The 14,697-nt window shown below is 40.9% G+C and carries 19 protein-coding genes; 10 read left to right on the forward strand and 9 right to left on the reverse strand.

The window, feature by feature from the left end:
* Positions 1–136 precede the first annotated feature (136 nt).
* Together CSV72_RS07445 and brnQ are read left to right on the forward strand one after the other, a co-directional pair.
* A complete protein-coding gene (locus CSV72_RS07445; RefSeq protein ID WP_099677840.1) occupies positions 137–916 on the forward strand; it encodes an enoyl-ACP reductase FabI in 780 nt (259 codons plus the stop codon).
* Between the two features lie 110 nt (positions 917–1,026).
* Positions 1,027–2,346: a branched-chain amino acid transport system II carrier protein gene (gene brnQ / locus CSV72_RS07450; protein ID WP_099677841.1), complete on the forward strand. Its 1,320-nt coding sequence runs from the start codon at positions 1,027–1,029 to the stop codon at positions 2,344–2,346.
* A 41-nt stretch (positions 2,347–2,387) separates the two neighbouring features.
* Here the strand turns inward: brnQ and argH are convergent, their stop codons facing one another.
* Entirely contained in the window at positions 2,388–3,710 is a 1,323-nt protein-coding gene (gene argH / locus CSV72_RS07455; protein ID WP_099677842.1) for an argininosuccinate lyase, read from the reverse strand.
* 309 nt (positions 3,711–4,019) lie between these two features.
* On the opposite strand from argH, the gene CSV72_RS07460 reads away from it, so the two are divergent.
* From CSV72_RS07460 to CSV72_RS07480, 5 genes are all read left to right on the forward strand, one after another.
* Positions 4,020–4,952, forward strand: a complete 933-nt coding sequence (locus CSV72_RS07460) for a cation diffusion facilitator family transporter (RefSeq protein WP_099677843.1) — start codon at positions 4,020–4,022, stop codon at positions 4,950–4,952.
* A gap of 5 nt (positions 4,953–4,957) precedes the next feature.
* Entirely contained in the window at positions 4,958–5,410 is a 453-nt protein-coding gene (locus tag CSV72_RS07465; protein ID WP_099677844.1) for a protoporphyrinogen oxidase, read from the forward strand.
* Positions 5,410–6,345, forward strand: a complete 936-nt coding sequence (locus CSV72_RS07470; protein ID WP_099677845.1) for a TRM11 family SAM-dependent methyltransferase — start codon at positions 5,410–5,412, stop codon at positions 6,343–6,345. The genes CSV72_RS07465 and CSV72_RS07470 overlap by 1 nt, the downstream gene beginning before the upstream one ends.
* A 91-nt stretch (positions 6,346–6,436) precedes the next feature.
* Complete coding sequence (locus CSV72_RS07475) at positions 6,437–6,859, forward strand: hypothetical protein (RefSeq protein ID WP_099677846.1); 423 nt, start codon at positions 6,437–6,439, stop codon at positions 6,857–6,859.
* A gap of 194 nt (positions 6,860–7,053) precedes the next feature.
* Entirely contained in the window at positions 7,054–7,257 is a 204-nt protein-coding gene (locus tag CSV72_RS07480; protein ID WP_099677847.1) for a hypothetical protein, read from the forward strand.
* Between the two features lie 277 nt (positions 7,258–7,534).
* Here CSV72_RS07480 and CSV72_RS07485 read toward each other — a convergent pair whose 3' ends face one another.
* The 3 genes from CSV72_RS07485 to CSV72_RS07490 form a co-directional block, all read right to left on the reverse strand.
* Positions 7,535–8,902, reverse strand: a complete 1,368-nt coding sequence (locus tag CSV72_RS07485; RefSeq protein ID WP_099677848.1) for a leucyl aminopeptidase family protein — start codon at positions 8,900–8,902, stop codon at positions 7,535–7,537.
* Between the two features lie 45 nt (positions 8,903–8,947).
* Complete coding sequence (locus tag CSV72_RS16880; RefSeq protein WP_169535198.1) at positions 8,948–9,103, reverse strand: hypothetical protein; 156 nt, start codon at positions 9,101–9,103, stop codon at positions 8,948–8,950.
* A 123-nt stretch (positions 9,104–9,226) separates the two neighbouring features.
* Positions 9,227–9,463, reverse strand: a complete 237-nt coding sequence (locus tag CSV72_RS07490; protein ID WP_099677849.1) for a hypothetical protein — start codon at positions 9,461–9,463, stop codon at positions 9,227–9,229.
* Positions 9,464–9,551: 88 nt separating this feature from the next.
* Between CSV72_RS07490 and CSV72_RS07495 the strand changes: the two genes are divergently transcribed.
* Complete coding sequence (locus CSV72_RS07495) at positions 9,552–9,995, forward strand: YaiI/YqxD family protein (RefSeq protein WP_099677850.1); 444 nt, start codon at positions 9,552–9,554, stop codon at positions 9,993–9,995.
* A gap of 63 nt (positions 9,996–10,058) precedes the next feature.
* Here the strand turns inward: CSV72_RS07495 and CSV72_RS07500 are convergent, their stop codons facing one another.
* Positions 10,059–10,358 (reverse strand): cupin domain-containing protein, encoded by a 300-nt coding sequence (locus CSV72_RS07500; RefSeq protein ID WP_099677851.1) that lies wholly within the window; start codon positions 10,356–10,358, stop codon positions 10,059–10,061.
* The gene (locus tag CSV72_RS07505) at positions 10,345–11,373 is read right to left on the reverse strand and encodes an LLM class flavin-dependent oxidoreductase (RefSeq protein WP_099677852.1); all 1,029 of its coding nucleotides are present in this window, start codon (positions 11,371–11,373) and stop codon (positions 10,345–10,347) included. The genes CSV72_RS07500 and CSV72_RS07505 overlap by 14 nt, the downstream gene beginning before the upstream one ends.
* 94 nt (positions 11,374–11,467) lie before the next feature.
* Here CSV72_RS07505 and CSV72_RS07510 point away from each other — a divergent pair, with 94 nt between their 5' ends.
* On the forward strand, positions 11,468–12,547 hold the full coding sequence (locus CSV72_RS07510; RefSeq protein WP_099677853.1) for a type III polyketide synthase: 1,080 nt from the start codon (positions 11,468–11,470) through the stop codon (positions 12,545–12,547).
* A 1-nt stretch (position 12,548) separates the two neighbouring features.
* Positions 12,549–13,076, forward strand: coding sequence for an isoprenylcysteine carboxyl methyltransferase family protein (locus CSV72_RS07515; protein ID WP_099677854.1), 528 nt, complete (start codon positions 12,549–12,551; stop codon positions 13,074–13,076).
* Between the two features lie 151 nt (positions 13,077–13,227).
* Here CSV72_RS07515 and CSV72_RS07520 read toward each other — a convergent pair whose 3' ends face one another.
* The 3 genes from CSV72_RS07520 to CSV72_RS07530 are packed head-to-tail and all read right to left on the reverse strand — an operon-like array spanning position 13,228 to position 14,697.
* On the reverse strand, positions 13,228–13,971 hold the full coding sequence (locus tag CSV72_RS07520) for a thermonuclease family protein (protein ID WP_099677855.1): 744 nt from the start codon (positions 13,969–13,971) through the stop codon (positions 13,228–13,230).
* A gap of 13 nt (positions 13,972–13,984) precedes the next feature.
* Entirely contained in the window at positions 13,985–14,326 is a 342-nt protein-coding gene (locus CSV72_RS07525) for a fluoride efflux transporter FluC (RefSeq protein WP_099677856.1), read from the reverse strand.
* Positions 14,323–14,697 carry a fluoride efflux transporter FluC gene (locus tag CSV72_RS07530; protein WP_099677857.1) on the reverse strand — a complete coding sequence of 125 codons (375 nt, stop codon included), beginning with the start codon at positions 14,695–14,697 and terminating at the stop codon, positions 14,323–14,325. Before CSV72_RS07530 ends, CSV72_RS07525 begins: the two co-directional genes overlap by 4 nt.

Below are 14,697 nucleotides of genomic sequence, written 5' to 3' on the forward strand. Positions count from 1 at the left end.
TTTATTTATTAACAGTCTATTTGTAAATTCTCTTTTCGTTCTTCTATAGAAAATCTGTAACTTCCTCTTCACTATATGTTATTATTATGGAGAGTATAATATGATCAAATGAATAAGAAACTTTCAGGAGGCTATTATGGTAGATTTATTAAAATTATCCGGTAAAAACATTGTGATTATGGGTGTGGCAAATGAACGTAGTATTGGTTGGGGAGTCGCAAAAGCATTATTCTCCGTTGGTGCGAATGTCATTTTTACATACCGTAAAGATCGCTCTCGTGATAAATTAGAAAAAGCTTTAGCTAAAAGTGAATTTACAGCCACACAAATTGTACAGTGTGATGTGAATAGTGATCAAAGCATAGAGCAGGCTTTCAAATCGATTGGCGAACAAGTTGGTGTTATTCATGGCGTAGTTCACTCTATCGCATTTGCACATCAACAAGACTTGCATAATCCATTCGTGGAAACGACTCGTGAAGGATATGCATTCGCACAAGATTCCAGTGCTTATTCATTGGTAGCGGCAGCACGTGAAGCCCGTCATTATATGACAGAAGGTGGAGCGATCATTACGATGAGTTATTTAGGAGCGGAACGAGTTCTTGAGGGCTATAACGTAATGGGAGTTGCAAAAGCAGCTCTTGAAGCTTCTGTACGCTACTTGGCATCTGAGCTAGGTGAACAAAATATTCGCGTCAATGCAATCTCTGCCGGAGCGGTTCGTACATTGTCCGCAAAAGGTGTACCTTCCTTTAATACCATCCTCAGTCAAATTGAGGAACGCGCGCCACTAAAACGTAACGTCAAACCTGAAGAAGTTTCAGATATGACTGTGGCGATGCTAAGTAGTTTATCCAGTGGTGTGACAGGTGAAGTTATCTATGTAGATGCTGGCTACCACATTATGGGGTAATCTTATTGAGGATTCTCTTAGGAGAATCCTTTTTTATGAGCTCTTTCCACTATATATAATTAATTATCTAAATACATACACTTTTCAAAGTACTCCAGGAGGAATTCCAAATGAATAGATTTACCAAATTCGATACGTTCAAATTGGGGCTGACGATGTTTGCTCTCTTTTTTGGTGCTGGAAATATGATTTTCCCACCGCTGCTAGGTCAACTAGCAGGAACACAAACATGGATCACGCTGGCTGGTTTTTTAATTACAGGAGTCGGTCTTCCCTATCTTGGCATAATTGCAGTCACTATGAGTGGCAATCAATTAAATGATTTAGCTGGAAGAGCATCACCTGTATTCGCCATGATATTTCCATTAGTTATATATTTAGCACTTGGACCGTTCTTCGGTGTTCCGCGTACAGCGACTGTTTCATTCGAAATTGCCGTTTCACCATTTGTACCGGATTCGTATTCTAGATTAGCATTGGTGCTCTTCTCCATTGTATTTTTTGCGGTGACGATTTGGCTCTCATTTAAGCCGAATAAAATAGTCGATCGCTTCGGAAGTATTTTAACTCCGATATTGCTAGCTATCGTAACGTTCATCGTCGTGACGGGTATTATCAACCCCGTAGGCAAAGCGGGCGTGCCACAAGGATCTTATGCAGAAGATTATTTTTACAAAGGATTTATTGAAGGATACGGAACAATGGACGCAATGGCAGCGCTAGTCTTCGCTATTATCGTCATTAATGCCGTGAAGGCGAAAGGAATTACAGATAGAAAAGCGATAACTTCTATTACGATGAAAGCCGGATCCATTGCAGTCATCGGGCTGAGTTTTGTCTATGCTGGATTGGCCTATTTAGGGATGACGAGCCGCTCTGTAGCAGAAGGCGCCACGAACGGCGGAGATATTTTAGCAAAGCTTGCGTATGCCTTGATGGGTAATAACGGTTTATACTTACTTGGGCTTGCGGTAACACTAGCTTGCTTAACGACTTCGGTTGGATTGACGACTGCAAGTGCTACCTATCTTTCTAAAATCGCGCCTAAGATTTCTTATAAAACGTTCGTTTTTATTATTTGTTTGTTTTCTACGATAGTCGCGAATGTCGGCCTCACGCAGTTGCTTGCAGTGATGATTCCAGTACTAGGTGGAGTATATCCTCTAGCCATTGTCTTAATTACCTTTAGATTGTTACACCCGTTATTTAAAGGCTATCATGAAGTATATAATTATGGTTTACTAGCAGCAGGTCTTATTGGGTTCTTCGATGTGTTACGAGCATTCAATATCGATCTGGTACCGGTTACATATATATTGGAATTCTTACCTTTATATGAGCAAGGCGTCGGTTGGATTTTGCCTGCTATAGCGTTTGGCGCAATAGGTTTTATTGTCGCTTCCGTTCAAGGTAAGCCACGCGTTGAATAGTAAAAAGCCTGCGGACATTCCGCAGGCTTTTTATATACTTATTACATTTCTTTCATCAATCCCTTATTCCCTTTTGTAATAATAGATTCGTAATCGATATATTCATAGATGTCATCTTCGATATGGCCGCTGAACTTTTTGAGTTCTCCCACTGTCAGATCTTCAATTGCTTTGTTTTCCTGTTCACAATAAATGATGACTTTTCCAACGATTTCATGAGCATCACGGAATGGCGTACCTTTTGCGACTAAATAGTCCGCCACTTCTGTCGCATTCAAGAATCCACCTTTAATTGCAGCTTTCATATGCTCTGCATTTACCTGTAGAGTGTCAATCATTTTAGACATGATTTCCAAGCAATCAAGAACAGTATCTAGTGCGTCGAAGAATTGTTCTTTGTCTTCCTGCATGTCTTTATTATATGTTAATGGCAAACCCTTCAACGTCGTCAGTAATGCGAATAAAGATCCATATACTCGTCCTGTTTTACCACGGATTAGTTCTGCTGCATCCGGATTTTTCTTCTGTGGCATAATGCTGCTTCCTGTTGAATAGGCATCTGAAATGGTGATAAAACGGAACTCTTGGCTACTCCAAAGAATGAGTTCTTCACTTAAACGGCTCATATGCATCATAATGAGTGAGAAGTCTGACATCAATTCTACTAAATAGTCGCGATCGCTGACGCCGTCAAGGAAGTTATCTACCGGCTTATCGAACCCTAGTAATGCGGTCGTCACTTGGCGATCAATATCATGCGTCGTACCAGCAAGCGCACCACAGCCGAGTGGATTTTCATTCAGAATCTCAGCAGCATTTTGTACACGTTTTTTATCGCGCTTGAACATTTGTGCATAAGCACCTAAATGATGTCCGAAAGTGACGACTTGCGCGCGTTGCAAATGTGTGTAGCCTGGCATAATGACGTTGTTTGCTTTTCCTTTTGCCTCAAGTGAATCAATTAAGACCTGCAGCGCATCCATGACAACAGAAGTTTGATTTCTAGCATACTGTCTCATATCGACAGCTACTTGATCGTTTCGACTGCGGGCTGTATGCAATTTCTTACCCGTCTCCCCTACTCGCTCCGTCAGATTCATTTCAATAAACGAATGAATATCTTCATAATTACCTTCAATTTGTAATTCTCCTGATTCGATATCCGCCAAAATCGACTGCAAGCCGTTCACTAGCAACTCACCTTCCTCAGGTGACAATAAATCTGAATGAACTTGCATCGTTACGTGTGCGATACTACCCGCGATATCCTCTCTATATAATCGATAATCAACTGGTAAAGAGCTATTAAACTTCTCCATGATCTCATCTGCTTTACTACTAAACCGTCCGCCCCAAAGTTTCATTATTCATCAAACCTCTCGAATAGTATTTTTATACGTATTATTGTATAGAAATTATGTTCATTATTATCTCGTATCTTTTCTATTCTTTTATTTTGACACAGTAGACGACATTTTTCTACTTTGAATGATATGGTACTTACTTGCACAAAACTCATAGTTATGGGATAATAATTGAACTACAAATGAATGAGTGATGACAATGAGAAACTTTGTCCCAATCCAACAATTAAAATTATGTATGACCTCGCCCAAATTAAGCGAGGTTTTTTTGTTGCTTAGAGGAAACACTGTTAGAGGAGGGAAACTTTTATGACCATTCATGTACGCGAACATTCCACTTCTGCTATCTTAGCTATCTGGATCAGTTTATTAAGTAATGTGATCTTGACTGTATTAAAACTGATAGTCGGATTCGTTTTCCGAAGTCCTGTTTTACTTGCAGACGGTTTCCACAACGCAGGTGATGTGGTAGCTTCTGCAGCTGCACTGACTTCTATGCAAATTTCAAAACGACCGGCTGATGAAGATCACCCATACGGACACGGAAAAGCGGAGGTAATTGGTTCGAGTATCGTAGCTATTATTTTAGGGTTAGCCGCGATTTATATTGCTTTCGAAGCAATCATGGCATTATTTGAAGATCCCGCTACAGCAAGTAAGATTGCCTTACTCACTGCGATCGTGTCACTAATTTGGAAGTATCTACTCTATATCTACACAATTCGTATCGGTCAAGCCGAGAACAGTAAAGGTCTGATCGCGACGGCTTATGATCACCTGGCTGATGTCTATGCCTCGCTTGCCGCAGTAATAGGTATTGGACTTGCCTTAATTGGAGATGCTTACGCATGGCCGCTACTCACATATGGAGATCCGATCGCCGGGATTATCGTTTCTATTCTTGTCTTTAAACTTGCTATGGATATCGGCAAGGATAGTATTGATATATTGATGGAAAAAAGCGTCTGTGATGAGCGTTTAATCGCATTTGAAGAATTGATTCATTCCATTCCGGAAGTAAAACGAATTGATCGCTTACGCGCAAGAGAACATGGACATTATGTATTGGTGGATATTCGAATCGGTATTAATGGTGATTTAACGATACAAGAAGGCCATATCATCTCAAGTAGATTACGTAATTTGATCATGGCGAAAAATGATGACGTCGATGAAGTATTAATTCACTTAAATCCGTGGTATCCCGAAAAACAATCCGGTATACTTACTAACGAGGAGTGAATAAAATGAGTACAGTAACAATCAAAACAATTGAAGTATGTGTAAAGGAAACAGAGGAAACCGTACGCTTTGCAGATGAGCATTTTTTACAGAAACCCATCTCTTATTTGAAATCTAATATAGCTGAATTTCTTTTTGTCGAGTCCCCTGACTTCGATGAGATCAAAGTGGATTCGCTGGCACTTGAAGTAGATGACATGTTCAAAACGTATATGGCTTTATTTGGTTTACAAGGTAAGAAAAAAGAAGGCGAAACAATTCGTACGTTTATCGAAGAAAAACTTCAGCATAATCTACATGGTTTTAGTATTTCATTTTCCGATAACGAAGGTTTCTGGGAATTGAATGTTCCGTTTGATTCTCTTAAAGGTTTTGACGAGACGATGTCTATCCAAGATGCATTACAACTTCTGTATGAAATACTTGGCGATTTGCATAAAATGAGAGCAAATAACTAATGGCTTCACAATTTATATATACGTATATTCGACACCGAGATGAACAGGAATTATGTCGAATGGAAATGCGAGCTTTTTTCGGTTACGACGTAGAAGACAACGTGATTGTAAGTGATATTGGCGTTGATCCATCACGAAGTCCGTTCATACAAACTCGACTCGAGGTCTTATTAGATGCAGACAGTCTAGAATTGCTGACAGAAAATGTTTCTAAGCTGGAGATCGATCAATTATTTAAAACCGTCTGCTTGAACGATATGACACTTTCAACAACGGCTAAGATTGGTCATGATACTCGTCGTGATATTGAGCGTACAATTGGATTACAGATCAAAGGCGAGCCTGAACTTGACCATCCTGAAGTGTTCATCGGCATCATGCAATTGGACGGTCGTTGGTACGCAGGAAATGTACTTTACAGTTCTTCTGATTGGCACGTACACCAACAGAAGCCGCACATGTACTCCACTGCGCTTGGTACACGTTTAGCCAGAGCTGCCGTCAATATTGCAGTACCGCATCCTGAAGGGAAACGCGTCATCGATCCTTGCTGCGGAATCGGAACTGTCCTTGTTGAAGCACTATCTATGGGTATCCCAATTGAAGGTCGCGATATTAACCCGCTTGTCGTCTATGGTTCACGGAAAAATATTGACTACTTCGATTTGGAAGGCAATGTTACTATAGGTCCTATTGCTGAAGTCGACGAAGAGTATGATGTCGCAATTATCGATATGCCCTATAATTTATTTACACATATTACAGCAGAAGGCCAACTCGAGATTTTGAAAGAAGCTCGTCGTTTTGCTAAGAGCTGTTTAATCATCACGATAGAGAATATGGATGAAATGCTCGAAGTTGCTGGATTTGAGATTGCGGATCGTTGCCTTGCACACAAAGGAACCTTTTCACGTGAAGTAGTGCTATGTAAATAAAAAAGACGAGTGAGGATTTTTCTCTCACTCGTTTTTTTATTGTATCTAAAGGCTTTTTAAAATATGATAAAGGAAGATTGGGGGGACGTTAATGAAACGTTTTTTATCAGCAATTATAGCTACTATCTTATTTTCAATTGTATACTCCGCCATTTCCTATGCACCTGAATCACAGCGGGAACCGAATACCTATTATTTCGGATTCACTGAAACTATAGTATTTGTTATGTTATACGCGGGACCTATCTTTTTACTAATTGGAACTCCCCTATCAATTATGATTGATAAGTTAATAGAAAATAACAAATCACAGTACATAAAGAAGCTAGTTTTCTATTCAGTGGCTGGTCTTCTAATTGGTGCGCTATTCCCTCTTGCTCTACTGCCTGGACTGAATTTAGCGTCGCTGATTGTCTTATATGGCGGTATTGGTCTTATGGCAGCAAATATTTATTTTCATACATTTCTGTTGTTACCTTTCAGTAATAAAACACCAAGAAATTTAGAGAAGTAATGCGATTTGTTTGAGTTTACAAAAACAGTAAAGAAAGTATAGTAGTTCTACTGACTTGGATATCCTACTTATAAAAAGTTTATTGGAAGAGTGTGAATTTTATAATATAGGGGAAACAAAAGTATCAGAGCATTTATCTATCACATCATTCTTTTTTACAGTGAGCTCTTATTACTTTCCAAGGAGTGAAGTCTATGTTTATTAGTATTATGAAGCTTTTGAGTGTTCTTTATCTATGGACATGGTTCATCTGGCCGTTCGTTTTTGTTATTTCTATAATTTATGCGATCAAGGAGCTCGTGAAGGAAGAGCCTGCATTTATGAAGCCAGCCATTATTGCGTCGGTATCCCTGCTGATCATCCTCTCAGGAATCGCCTCCCTGACCTTGTTTTTATGAGTCTTTGAAAAGAAGCGATCGAAGTCGTAATTTTATGACTTCGATCACTTTTTTGTTCTTGATTACATGATTTGCAGATTGTAGATATAGAGCATGGAGTAAGTGTTGGGAGCACATCTTTGCACTAGCGAACTGGTTGGCTCACCGCAGGCCCATGGGAAAGCGTCCGCCAACTGGAGCTTCCATCCCCTCGCAGATACTATTTAGCGCTCCTCTTCCAATACTCCCAACCAACACAAAAAAGGATGCCCAGTTAGGGCATCCTTTTAAATATTACTTATTTAGTCAATGACACCGTATAATCCGCAAGCAAACGTGCTCCGTAGCCTGTTGCTGACTTCGTATAATACCCTTTTGACTTCTGCTTATCCATAACGCCCGCCATGTCCACATGCAACCAGTTGTTCTTCGGTGCGAACTTACGCAAGTAGAGACCAGCTGTGATCGAACCTGCAACAGTTAGAGAACTCATATTGTTACAATCTGCATAGGCGCTATCAAGTGTTTCTTCATACTCATCAATTAAAGGAAGTGGCCAAACGAAGTCACCGTTTTGATCGCCAATTTTCTTCAGTTTATTAGACAACTCTTCATCACCAAAGACTCCTCCGACTTCCGTACCAAGCGCCGCGACAACTGCGCCAGTCAATGTCGCGATATCCACAGTGTAGTCTGCGTTTAATTCACCTGCACGAATCAATCCGTCGGCCAAAATCAAACGGCCTTCTGCATCGGTATTACCGACTTGTACACTGATGCCGTTCTTATATTGAATCACTTCGCCCGGCATGACAGCGTCAGGTCCCGGTGTATTTTCAACCATTGGAATTAACACGACTACATTCACTTTGGCATCTGAGTGAGCTAGTAGTGACAATGCACCACTCACAGCTGCTGAACCGCCCATATCCATACGCATGTCACTGTCGTCGCGTCCGCCTTTCAAGCTAATACCGCCTGAATCATACGTTACGCCTTTTCCGACAAGAGCTACAAGTGGTTTCGATGCATCTGTCTGCAATGTCATCTCTACGAATGAAGGCTCATATTTACTGCCACGGCAAACTGTCAATACACCGTTCATTTCGCGTTCTTCAATCTCTTTTTTGCCGAGTACATCAATTTTCACTTTTGTTCCTTTGAAATGATCTTTTAATACTTCTGGATATGTCTCTGGATTTAGCACATCGGAAAGTTCATTCATCAAGTCACGAGAAAAAGCCATAGCTGCCGCACGCACTTCTCCTAATTTAACCGCTGCATTGTCTGCACCTTTAACATCTAACGTAGTGACAGGGTCCGCTTTTTTAGATTGGTAGCGGTCAAAGTTATAGGCACCAAGATGCCATCCTTCGACGAAAGCTGTGACTGCTTCATCTTGAGATGACCACTTTTGTCCTAGCTGATCTGCTTGAATCGAAGCAGAATCTACTTTTTGTGACGCAAGACTGCGAGAGATTTCACCTGCAATACTGCGAATTGCATCTGCTGTTTTCCATTCTTTATCTTTTATAACGACTAGCTGTTTTCCATCATGTACAAACGTGGAAAATCCTCCAGCTTGATTGTCGACAAATTGTTTCACCAATAGGTTCTTCGTTATTTGTGCATCAGTTGCGAATAAAATTTCTACATCAATTTTCATAGTTATAATAGCTCCCTTCACTATTTCAGTTTCCTAAATAGTCTATCACTTTTTACCTGATAGCGCTAAGAAGAGAGTTGCCAGCGGTCCTAGAAACAAAGAAAGTATAAACCAGTTCAATCCGCTTCTGTTTTTTCCTTGCGCTAATACTGCATTGATTAAAGCTAACGTACCCCATCCTACGAAATATCCTTCATTCATTATTTATCACTCCGTTATCTAGTTGTATAGTATGTATACGATTTACCTAACAAGTTAGTTTCATTATTAGCTTTTAACGCAAAAAAAGAACATCCATGATGTCCTTTTTTACGCATGACTTTTTTAACTGCCTATTGATGTGGGTGCATTATCGTCAGTCGCATTTTGGAAGTTCTGATTACCGACTTTAGCACGCACTTCCTCTTCTGTTAACGGCGGAGGAATTTCATGATCTGCCAACTCTCTGTTTTCAAGTGGAACTTCTATGTTCTCCATGGCAGCATTCTTCGCATCCATTTGGCGCCCATATTGCTCACGTTGTTCTACAGTCGTTCGTTGTTCTTTTGATAAATCAGCCATTTCATCACCTCAATCGTACATTTTCACTTATGTTTCCCGTTATTTGTTATACTAAACCTATTAAGTGTAGCGGAAGGAGAGGTACTACGTGACAACGATTTTAGTGGATGCAGATGGCTGTCCAGTAATCAATGAAACGATTACGATTGCCAAAGAGTACGGTATACCTTGTGTGTTAATATGTGACACTGCACATGAAATGCACCGGGAAGGCGCAGAAACGATTACTGTTTCCAAAGGTGCAGACGCAGTCGATTTTGTATTGGTGAACCGTATAAAAAAAGGGGATATCGTCGTCACTCAAGACTACGGATTGGCCGCTATGGCGTTGGCAAAACAAGGTTTGCCACTTGATCAGAACGGCAGATGGTATACAAATGACAATATTGATCAATTACTTGCGGCACGTCATAAAGCTCAGAAAATCCGTCGAGCAGGAGGTCGTTTGCGCGGTCCCAAAAAACGAACTGCTGAACAAAATGAAGGTTTCATATCTAGTTTGCGTGAATTATGTAAAACCATTCAATCATAAATTAGTCCATATCATACAACAAGAGATCGCAAACAATCCTTGCGATCTCTTGTTGTATTATCTTTACGGCTTTACTTGAATAACTAAAACATCAGAGTCTTCCACCGCATGTAAACTATGTCTTTCTAATGGCACCATATGCAAGACATTATCTGGTGTTACATCAACCGACTTGCCTTCCACTATGAACCGCACTTTTCCTTTACGCACGATGATGAATACTTCTTTATTCGCATCATGCTCTGCTACTTCCTCTCCTGCACGCAATTGAATATTCATAAAGGTTGCATTGTCGACATTCGCTACTTTCTCCACATGCTTTTTCTTTTCAGTTAGCTGATTTTTTGTATCAATCAAATTCATTACTTTTCTCCCCTTTCAAAAATTCTTGCATAATCAGTTCATACGACTTCAGTTTATCATGAAAGTTATATGTAATTGAAATGAGCATGATTTCTTCTGCTCCAAAATCTTCCGCTATTTGTTCCAACTGCCTACGAGCTGATTTTGGCGTACCTACTATCATACGCTCGCGATTCAATTGAACAAGTTCCCTTTCCAGTTGACTATATGGATACGCTGCCGCTTGTTCTGGTGAAGGTGTACCATCTACTTTCATTCCTTGTTGTTGCATAATCATTAACAGATCTAAGGAGGACGCCATCCAATCCGCCTTTTCTTCAGTCTCTGCACAAAACAAAAATACCGCTACCGCTTGTTTAGGGGAAGATGTATATACAGAAGCTTGAAAATGATCTTGATAATATCTCGCTGCTTCCCTCCCCCCTTCACTATTGATAAATTGTGCAAACATATAAGGTAAACCTTTTTGAGCAGCTAAACTCGCTGACTCTTTGCTTGTGCCTAACATCCAGACGGGTGGTGCACTAGTTGTGATAGGGGTTGCTTTCAATCCTTCATATGGATGATCTTTAGGCAATGTATCATGAAGATACATGTGTAGTTCATCAATTTGTTGAGGATATTGCTCACGATTTAGATATTCACCGTTGTTAAGAGCATAAGTTGCTCGAGGCATTCCTGCCGGAGCTCGCCCGATCCCCGCATCAATTCTCCCAGGAAACAAGGCTTCTAACACTTTGAAGTTTTCTGCCACCTTATAAGGGGAATAGTGAGGTAGCATGACACCGCCTGACCCGATTCGGATAGTCGAAGTGACTGTAGCCAAATGCGCCATCAGAATTTCAGGGGATGAACCTGCTAGTGTTGGAGCATCGTGATGTTCAGACACCCAAAAGCGGCTATAGCCTAATTCTTCGGCTTTCTTCGCCAAGCAGGTAGTTTGCTGAAAAGCTTCATGAGCATCACTGCCGGATGTAATGGGAGATTGATCTAATATACTTAATTGTATCTTCAAGACAAGTCCTCCTCTTCTATTGCATATAGTCTACAAGAAGCCACGGCATAATTCACTGCTCAAGCTCGATATTAATATAAACGGAGGTTACCCTATGCCAATCATCCAATCTGTCAGTACAGTAAGCCCGCCTGTTGATCTGCCACAGGAAGAGGCTATGACATTTGCTCGTTCTTTATTTTCGGATTCATTCAAGGATATCGACCGCTTATTACAAGTGTTTCAAAACGGTGAAATTGATTCACGACAAGTATGTATGCCGTTGGAATGGTACGCGGAGCCACATGATTTCGAAACGAAAAACAACTTATATATTCAGCATGCTATTGCACTTGGTAAGCAAGCGGTCGAGCAATGCCTCAACAATACGACAACACTGGAGCGTCCAGTGAATGCAGCTGAAATAGACGCGATATTCTTTGTTTCAAGTAGCGGAATCGCCACACCAAGTATCGATGCGCGTCTTATTAATCAATTACCATTTCGACATGATATTAAACGTATCCCTATTTGGGGTCTTGGTTGTGCAGGTGGTGCTTCGGGTATGAGTCGTGCTTTTGATTACTGTAAAGCCTATCCTGAGTCGAATGTTCTCGTTCTCGCTATAGAGCTTTGCAGCTTAACGTTTCAACGAGATGATGTATCAAAAAGTAACTTGATCGGTGTATCGTTATTCTCTGACGGTGTAGCTTGCGCACTTGTTTCTGGAGAACAGTCTTCCGTTAAAAGCACACATCCAATGCCTCATATCCGTGCTACTTCTTCACGTTTCATGCCTGATTCAGAGGATGTGATGGGCTGGGACATTAAAAATGATGGTTTGCATGTCGTATTTTCAAAGAGCATTCCAAACGTCATTAAGAGTTGGTTAGGACCATTTGTCCATCAATTCGTGGAAGAACATGATCTTTCAATGGAGGATGTACAGCATTTTGTTGCCCATCCAGGGGGTAAAAAAGTATTAGATGCCTATCAAAAAGCATTGGATATGGATCAAGAGCAAACCGCTACGTCGAAAAAGATACTGCAATATCATGGAAACATGTCGTCTCCTACTGTGCTCTATGTACTCAAGGATTTTATCGAGCAACAGCCTGCCGAAGGAGAATTCGGTTTAATGGCAGCACTTGGTCCAGGTTTCTGCGGAGAATTATTGTTGTTGGAGTGGCAGTAAGATGGGCAGGCTTTTCCTGTTCGTTTTTATCATCGTCGTCGTTCAACGCTTAGTCGAATTGGTCGTCGCTAATCGTAACGAGAAGTGGATCCGCAATCAAGGCGCAATAGAAATCGGCGCGTCTCATTATAAATGGATGGTTTTGATGCATATCGCATTTTTCATTTCCTTGCTAGTCGAAGTCCTTGTATTCGATCGCTCACTATTACCCGTCTGGGGGACCTTACTCGCAATTTTCCTATTGATGCAAGTACTGCGTGTCTGGTGTCTATCGTCGTTAGGGAAGTTCTGGAACACTAAAATTCTTATACTACCTGGAGCGAACGTACAGAAAAAAGGACCTTACCGTTGGATTCGTCACCCCAATTATGTCATTGTAACAACCGAACTAATTGTATTGCCTTTACTATTCAGTGCGTACTTAACGGCGGGACTGTTTCTATTGCTGAATATCTGGATGTTGTCCGTCCGGATTCCTACTGAAGAACGTGCACTACGAGAACTGACAAATTATAATGAAGTCTTTTGATGAAAAAAGAATGAAGACAAATCCTGGATAACGAGGACTTGTCTTCATTCTTATTATTTTTTCATTAGCGTTTGCCTATAAGAACACTTAGGTAGTTGATCGTAAGTGTCACATAGCATCAAGGTGCCATACTACTTATTTAGTTTTTATGTTATTCACAAGCTCGTCCATCTTTATTGCCGTCCATCTGTTCTTTATATGCCGGATGGCCTTTTTTAACGCCCTGCGGATATACTTTACGAAGCTCTGTACAGTTCTTGAAGTCCTGGGTTTCACCATATACAGGAATCTTCACAGAATCTGCAGGATATTTCTCACTGTCAAAACCTCGGTCGGTTGTATAGTCTTCCAACGTCCAAATTCCGATACCCGATTTCTTCGCTTGTTGCTCCGCTTTTTCAAATGCATCTAGATGCCGTGTGTTAGGTGGATACACATAAGCGACTCTCGCCAATCCTTCTTTCAATAACTGTTCTTGCACACTCTTTCCGTCTATGTAAATATACGCCAATAATCTGCCGTATTTATCATATTTCCCGCCAACATCAAACTCAATTTCGAGCTGACCTTTTTGCAACAGTTCCTGATTACGAACCTTTGCTTGTTGTCCATACGGCTGCTTGCCAAGACGTGGATGATTCGTTTCTGGTGTATCAATTAATAAATATCGTACATTTTCTTCCTTACCTTCATACATAATCTTAATCGTATCGCCGTCAATTGTTTTCACTAATTCAACAGGAATCAAACCTTGACGACTCGGTTCTTGTTCCTCATCTTCAAAAAGTTCAGGGAAATATATGGCGCCAATCGCAATCCCTACTGCGATTAACAATGAAGTAATCATTTTCTTACGTTTGTTTTGTGTCGTTTTTTGAGTTTTTTTGTTATTCATTAGGACCTCTTTCCTATAAGCTAAAACCTAAAAAGGCCAAGCCTATTCCAACTATGAACGTCACAAGTGTATAACCAACGGCTTGGAGTTTTTGACCTTTAGTCCAGTACGTCCAAATCTCTTTCATTAATGTAGAATAGGTCGTCAAAGCACCTGCCACGCCAGTTGCCAAAAATAATGTCCAACCGAGTGAAAGGTTTGAACCTATAATCCAGCCGATGAAGAAACTGCCAATAGAATTAACAACTAGTGTTCCATAGGCGAAACGATCACGATTGAGCTTGGCAGATACCTCGAATCGCAAAAGTGCTCCTATAAATCCGCCACACCCCACTGCTATGAGATGCCAGATCATGACGATCGCCTCCTAGCAAATGAAAAACCAAGCGCTGCCATAGCCAGTCCACCTAATACACTACTACCGACGTAGGCACCAGCAAGTCCAAAAAATCCGTCACGTAGCAATTCAACCGTCTCTACACTGACTGCTGAAAACGTCGTGAATGCACCGAGGAATCCTGTAGTTATTACGGTCACTGCTAGTGCGCTAAGACTTCCTCCAAGACGAGCACGTTCCACTATATAGCAAAGTACAAACGTACCGACCATGTTTACTAAGAATGTTGCGACAGGAAAAGAACCACTGACGATCAACAGCTGACCGATCAGCAGCCTTGTGCTCGCTCCAAAAGCCCCAGCCACACCTATGTACAGACGCTTTCTCAT

Origin of the sequence: Sporosarcina sp. P20a, from assembly GCF_002743175.1 — a bacterium.
Lineage (GTDB): Bacteria > Bacillota > Bacilli > Bacillales_A > Planococcaceae > Sporosarcina.

What these genes read in the sequence shown, in the direction of transcription:
- CSV72_RS07470 (WP_099677845.1), top strand. Translation starts at nt 5,410, where the DNA reads ATGGCTTCACAATTTATATATACGTATATTCGACACCGAGATGAACAG.
- brnQ (WP_099677841.1), top strand. Translation starts at nt 1,027, where the DNA reads ATGAATAGATTTACCAAATTCGATACGTTCAAATTGGGGCTGACGATG.
- CSV72_RS07520 (WP_099677855.1), bottom strand. Translation starts at nt 13,971, where the DNA reads ATGAATAACAAAAAAACTCAAAAAACGACACAAAACAAACGTAAGAAA.
- CSV72_RS07480 (WP_099677847.1), top strand. Translation starts at nt 7,054, where the DNA reads ATGTTTATTAGTATTATGAAGCTTTTGAGTGTTCTTTATCTATGGACA.
- CSV72_RS07510 (WP_099677853.1), top strand. Translation starts at nt 11,468, where the DNA reads ATGCCAATCATCCAATCTGTCAGTACAGTAAGCCCGCCTGTTGATCTG.
- CSV72_RS16880 (WP_169535198.1), bottom strand. Translation starts at nt 9,103, where the DNA reads ATGAATGAAGGATATTTCGTAGGATGGGGTACGTTAGCTTTAATCAAT.
- CSV72_RS07465 (WP_099677844.1), top strand. Translation starts at nt 4,958, where the DNA reads ATGAGTACAGTAACAATCAAAACAATTGAAGTATGTGTAAAGGAAACA.
- CSV72_RS07460 (WP_099677843.1), top strand. Translation starts at nt 4,020, where the DNA reads ATGACCATTCATGTACGCGAACATTCCACTTCTGCTATCTTAGCTATC.
- CSV72_RS07485 (WP_099677848.1), bottom strand. Translation starts at nt 8,902, where the DNA reads ATGAAAATTGATGTAGAAATTTTATTCGCAACTGATGCACAAATAACG.
- CSV72_RS07475 (WP_099677846.1), top strand. Translation starts at nt 6,437, where the DNA reads ATGAAACGTTTTTTATCAGCAATTATAGCTACTATCTTATTTTCAATT.
- CSV72_RS07500 (WP_099677851.1), bottom strand. Translation starts at nt 10,358, where the DNA reads ATGAATTTGATTGATACAAAAAATCAGCTAACTGAAAAGAAAAAGCAT.
- CSV72_RS07490 (WP_099677849.1), bottom strand. Translation starts at nt 9,463, where the DNA reads ATGGCTGATTTATCAAAAGAACAACGAACGACTGTAGAACAACGTGAG.
- CSV72_RS07445 (WP_099677840.1), top strand. Translation starts at nt 137, where the DNA reads ATGGTAGATTTATTAAAATTATCCGGTAAAAACATTGTGATTATGGGT.
- CSV72_RS07515 (WP_099677854.1), top strand. Translation starts at nt 12,549, where the DNA reads ATGGGCAGGCTTTTCCTGTTCGTTTTTATCATCGTCGTCGTTCAACGC.
- argH (WP_099677842.1), bottom strand. Translation starts at nt 3,710, where the DNA reads ATGAAACTTTGGGGCGGACGGTTTAGTAGTAAAGCAGATGAGATCATG.
- CSV72_RS07525 (WP_099677856.1), bottom strand. Translation starts at nt 14,326, where the DNA reads ATGATCTGGCATCTCATAGCAGTGGGGTGTGGCGGATTTATAGGAGCA.
- CSV72_RS07530 (WP_099677857.1), bottom strand. Translation starts at nt 14,697, where the DNA reads ATGAGAAAGCGTCTGTACATAGGTGTGGCTGGGGCTTTTGGAGCGAGC.